Source organism: uncultured Methanobrevibacter sp. (assembly GCF_937881195.1).
Classification (GTDB): Archaea; Methanobacteriota; Methanobacteria; order Methanobacteriales; family Methanobacteriaceae; genus Methanobinarius.
In genome coordinates, this window is sequence record NZ_CALGFC010000026.1 from 1 (window position 1) to 5140 (window position 5140).

Below are 5140 nucleotides of genomic sequence, written 5' to 3' on the forward strand. Positions count from 1 at the left end.
ATATTATCTTTCTTAGAAAAATGTATTATCATTTTTTAAAAAGTATATTATCTTTTGTAAAAAATATATTCTAAAAATTATAATTTTTAAATTTGGAGTTTTGTATGCTAATCACTCATAAACATCTTGAAGAAAATTTGGAGTATGATGGAAGTCAGATAGGTCCTTCTTGGGCTTTTAAATCTTTTGGAATAAAAGGATCAAGTATAATATCTTGGATTGGATCTATGAATATAACTCCTAATAATTTGAAAGATTTCGAGGATGTTGGATTAGAAATAAAGTCAGGTAAAATTATTAATATTATTGTAGAACACTTTGATGAGCAACCTGCTAACTTGAGAATAGCTTATATGCGCCAAAGATTATTAGTTATCATACTAAAAGAAGAATTATCTAAAATAGGGATTGATTCTATTCGTAAAGGAGATGATATTTATATTATTTCCAAATATAAATCAGAAGATAATTCGGTTGAATCAATTTATAAGAAGCTCACGGTTTCAATAGCTACTATTTCTCCTAGTTCTATGAAAATCCATTTAGGGATTAATATAACTAGTGATGAAACTCCAGAAGATGTTGATGCTATTGGGTTATTTGAATTATCAGATGATTTTAATTCAAGTAGTAAAAATTTAATTAATTTTATAGATAATATTGTTAAAAATTACATTGATGAATTAATTGACATTGAATTAGATATAAGTAAAACTAATTTGCTATAATTATTTATATATTTCACCATGTTTTTAGTTGTATTTTTGATTTAATTTAGATTTTAGAGCATATATTTTAGGTTATGTTTGATTTTTATAGGTAAATTTATTATTAATTATTAATTATTTAGTTGTTGGAGTAAAAAATATGAAAATAATGATTAATGGGATTAATGCAGGTTTAAGATTTTCATCAGCTCATATTATACCAGTACATGCTTCTTGTGGCTTTATTCATGGCCATTCTTACTTTGTAGATGTGGAAATTGAAGGAAATCGTTCTGGAGATTATGATTTTGTAGTTGATTTCAAAGATGTTAAAAATTCTGTAAGGTCTATATGTAAAAAATTGGATCATAGGGTATTAATTCCAATTAATAACAAAAATATGAAATTTAAAGGAATAAACTCTTCTGAAGAGTTGAACTCTAATGAAGAAAATTCTGAATTTGATAATAATGATTGTGAAAAATCTTCTGAATCTGATACTTGTGATTGTGAAAAATCAGAAGATTCCAAAGAATTATCTGTTCTTGATTTCTGTAACAAAGACTATGTAGAATTTAGTATTAAAAATAAAGAATATAAATTCCCAATGGAAGATTGTGTTCTTTTGCCTCTAAAACATAGCTCTGCTGAAGAGCTATCACAATACTTTGCAAACATTATATTTGAAGATTTAAAAGAAAAAGGCTATGAAATTGAATCTGTTTCTGTTTGTGTAAATGAAGGAATTGGTCAAGGGGCATTTTGTAAAAAGGAATGATTTAATGAAAGCACCAATAGTAGAAATTTTTTCCAGTTTTCAAGGAGAAGGGTTGTGGATAGGTAAAAGACAAATATTTGTCCGTTTTGCTGGATGTAACCTTAGCTGTAATTATTGTGATACTCCTAATAGTCAAAATGCTAGCAATGGTGTTCTAAAATCACCCGAAGAAGTTCTTGAAAAAATAAATGAACTTAAGACTCCAGATTTACATTCTATATCTTTTACTGGAGGAGAGCCTTTACTTTTCCCTGATTTTATAAATGAGATCGTTGATAAAACTGACTTGAAGATAATGATTGAAACTAATGGTACTTTACCTGATTCTTTATATAAAATCAAAAGGATGAATTGTGTATCTTTAGATATTAAGCTTCCTGAACACTTTGATGGGGATTGGGATGAGAATATACTTAATAATGAATTTCTATCATTAAAATCATTAGTGGAAAACAATATAAAATTTTATTGTAAAATTATAATTTCTCCTTCAACTAATTTGGATGTTATAAAAAGAATTGGGGAAAAATTACATGATAAATTTATGGATGAGAAATTTACAATTGTAATCCAACCTCAAAGCCCAATAGAACAGTGGAAAAATAATTCAGACATTCTTTTTGACTTTTCTGAATTACTTGGAGAATATTTTGAAGTTTTTACAATCCCTCAAACTCATAAAATTCTTAATATTGAATAATTATAATTTAAATTAAGTTTTAGCTAATAAAATAGTTTTATTTTTTCTATTTATAATTTCTTTCTTATTAAAATTAGCAAATGGGCTTTTAGTAATCTTAACTTTTAATTTATGAATTAAAAGTTTTAAGGAGATTTTAATTTATTTTTATCTCCTATTATATTTGATTATGATCTAAAGTCTTTTTGTTATAAGATAGTAAATATTATTATATGGGGTACATTTATGGGTTTGAATAAAAAGTCAATAATTGAATTATTAATGATTATTCTAATTTTAACTGATTCTATTCTGCTAATGTTAATGATATTTTATAATTTTTCTCCATTGATTACACAGATTATTTATATTTTTGATTTGATTGTTTGTTTTGTATTAGCTATTGAGTTTGTTTATGAGTTAAATAAATCTGATAATAGAAATCATTATCTTAAAAAGAATTGGTATTATATTATAGCTATGATTCCGGATTATCTTTTAAATATTGTTTTAAGTTTATTTGGTCTTGCTGGTATATCCTGATTTGTGAGATTAATAAGATTATTAAGAATAGGGAGAGTATTAATCTTATTTAAGAAAAATATTAAAATATTCACGGATTTTATAAAAGAAACTCATTTGGATAAATTATTAACATTTTTAGTAATATTGGTTGTCAGTTCAAGTATTGCATTTTTTATAGTGGATGAATCTGCAAATAGCTTTATTGATGGTTTATGGTATGTTATAGTTACTTTATCCACAGTAGGATATGGAGATATTGTTCCAACCACAACTAATGGTAGAATTATTGGATTTGTTCTTATTATTATAGGCATACTAAGTTTCAGTATTTTAACTGGAGCAATCTCATCAATATATACTAAACGAATTGAGGAAGAAAACAAAAATGAAATTGATGAACGATTAAATAGAATTGAAGCTAAGCTCGATAAACTATTAGAGATCAATGAAAAGTAATATTTGCATCTATTATTAAAAAATACTGAATAGAATTGGAGGGATTTTAACCTTTGATTTTAAGATTATAAATTATTTCAATTAAAATATGCTAATTTAATTGTCTATTAAATGAATAATAGTTCTTATCTTTTATTTTATTTTTTAATATTAAATTATTATTATATTTTTTTTAAATTTATTATTTAATTTTTCTACAAAGCTTTTATCTTCAGGGCCACGTTTTATAGCTAGTTTGGGTGGGTTTTGTTTTGATATTAAAGTTTTCACTATTATTTTTATATTTTTTTAAGATTTTTTGTTTATATTGAATGTATATGATGTGAAATCATATGTAGTAAATTCTTTTTTAATACTAATTTTTCTATAAATATATATTTAAATATAAATTAACTCAATTAAACAGTTTTAATATACATATAAATATTATAATATATTTATTTAACCAATTTATTTTAATATTAGGTTTTAAAATTGTCATTTTAATTTTTTTTACAATATTATACATGAATCATATCGACAACTATATATATTAAATTATTTAAATTAGTATTAATTATTAATAATAGTATAATATTTATTAAATTTTTAATGTTTTATTAATTAATTGTAAAAAATGTTTATTTCAAATTTTTTTTATATAATTATCAATAGATATTGTTCATATTTTAATAAAATATTAATATGGCTATAGAAAATTTCACTAATATTTACAGTAGAAAAGCTATCATTATAACAAATAATATTAATAATTCACAGTTAATAAATGTTATTTATTTAAATGATGAAGAAATGCAAACGATTGTTGGTATGGGGTCTGCAAAATATAATTGGCATAAAATAGGATCTATGAAAAAATATTACAAAAAATCAGTTCGCAGATATATTCTCAATTGGCCTTTTACTCAACATAGAACTGTTTATTATTACACGGTTTATTATAAATATAGATAAAGGCCTTATTGGGGGTATATTCCTCATCATGGTTTTATATATGGGTATGGTCCATGGATAAATTGGTAATGATAATTAAGTTAGCTTAAATCATGTGTCAGGTTAACACATGATATTTTCATTTTATAACTTGGTTTGTAATTGAACTATCAAAAAATTTTATGCTATTATTAAAGCATTGCGAATAATTTTATTTTTTCAGAAAATATAATTGTGAATTTGTTATTCATATAGGTTTAAATTATAAAAAAGGTGATATATTGAAAAAAATCAATAAAATAATTATATTTTTAATTATCTTAATATTAGTATCTTCAATTAGTTTTTTATTATGGGATACTGAAATTTTAGGTTCTGAAATAGTTGGTGTCGTTCCTTATGGTAATAATACTCCTCCTAGTTGGAATGAAAAGAGTAGTGAAATTACAGTTAATGAAACATTTAAAACAACAAATAATAAAGATTATAATAATCTTATGATGACAATTGGATTTTATAAAGATACTAATTCTCAGGATATTATAAAAAATAAGACTTTTTATAATATAAAAACAGAAAATGGAAAAATAGATATATTTTTCACTGAAAAACTTCCTGAAAAGCCAAATTCATATAGTATAGAATTTAGATATTAAGAATATGTTTATCTTATGTTTTAGGGAATGTTTATAGAACAATATTAACTATATCAAATGTTCAAAATAAAGTCCATTAGGCATTGATAATAAAATAGATTTTAAAAAATGAGATTTTCTTAATTTTATCAAATTATATTGTTTAAATCTATTTAATGTTCTTATATGGCTTTTTGAAAAATTAATAAATAACCAAATTATACAACTATTTTAATAAATAGTTAATAATTTTCTATTTAAAAAATAAAAATAATTCATCAATTACTGTAAACGGACTTGGGAGGATTTGAACCCTCGATCTACAGATTAGGAATCTTTAGTGTTTATTCTTATTCTTATTCTTATTTTTAAATTTCATTTTTTTAATCTTTTTATTTTACTTATTTTTTAAATTTTAGCTATTATA

7 protein-coding genes are annotated in these 5140 nt (G+C 22.7%); all 7 read left to right on the top strand.

Annotated elements, in window-relative coordinates; genetic code table 11:
- Positions 1-104: 104 nt before the first annotated feature.
- The 7 genes from Q0087_RS04265 (at position 105) to Q0087_RS04295 (ending at position 4734) form a co-directional block, all read left to right on the top strand.
- A complete protein-coding gene (locus tag Q0087_RS04265; RefSeq protein WP_297898441.1) occupies positions 105-728 on the top strand; it encodes a DUF366 family protein in 624 nt (207 codons plus the stop codon).
- Positions 729-867: 139 nt separating this feature from the next.
- On the top strand, positions 868-1485 hold the full coding sequence (locus Q0087_RS04270; protein ID WP_297898442.1) for a 6-pyruvoyl tetrahydropterin synthase family protein: 618 nt from the start codon (positions 868-870) through the stop codon (positions 1483-1485).
- A gap of 4 nt (positions 1486-1489) precedes the next feature.
- Positions 1490-2185: a 7-carboxy-7-deazaguanine synthase QueE gene (locus Q0087_RS04275; protein ID WP_297898443.1), complete on the top strand. Its 696-nt coding sequence runs from the start codon at positions 1490-1492 to the stop codon at positions 2183-2185.
- Between the two features lie 225 nt (positions 2186-2410).
- A complete protein-coding gene (locus Q0087_RS04280) occupies positions 2411-2707 on the top strand; it encodes a hypothetical protein (RefSeq protein WP_297898444.1) in 297 nt (98 codons plus the stop codon).
- A 3-nt stretch (positions 2708-2710) separates the two neighbouring features.
- A complete protein-coding gene (locus tag Q0087_RS04285) occupies positions 2711-3145 on the top strand; it encodes a potassium channel family protein (RefSeq protein ID WP_297898445.1) in 435 nt (144 codons plus the stop codon).
- Between the two features lie 684 nt (positions 3146-3829).
- Positions 3830-4099, top strand: coding sequence for a hypothetical protein (locus Q0087_RS04290; RefSeq protein WP_297898446.1), 270 nt, complete (start codon positions 3830-3832; stop codon positions 4097-4099).
- 260 nt (positions 4100-4359) lie between these two features.
- Positions 4360-4734, top strand: a complete 375-nt coding sequence (locus tag Q0087_RS04295) for a hypothetical protein (RefSeq protein ID WP_297898447.1) — start codon at positions 4360-4362, stop codon at positions 4732-4734.
- The last annotated feature ends 406 nt before the right edge of the window (positions 4735-5140 follow it).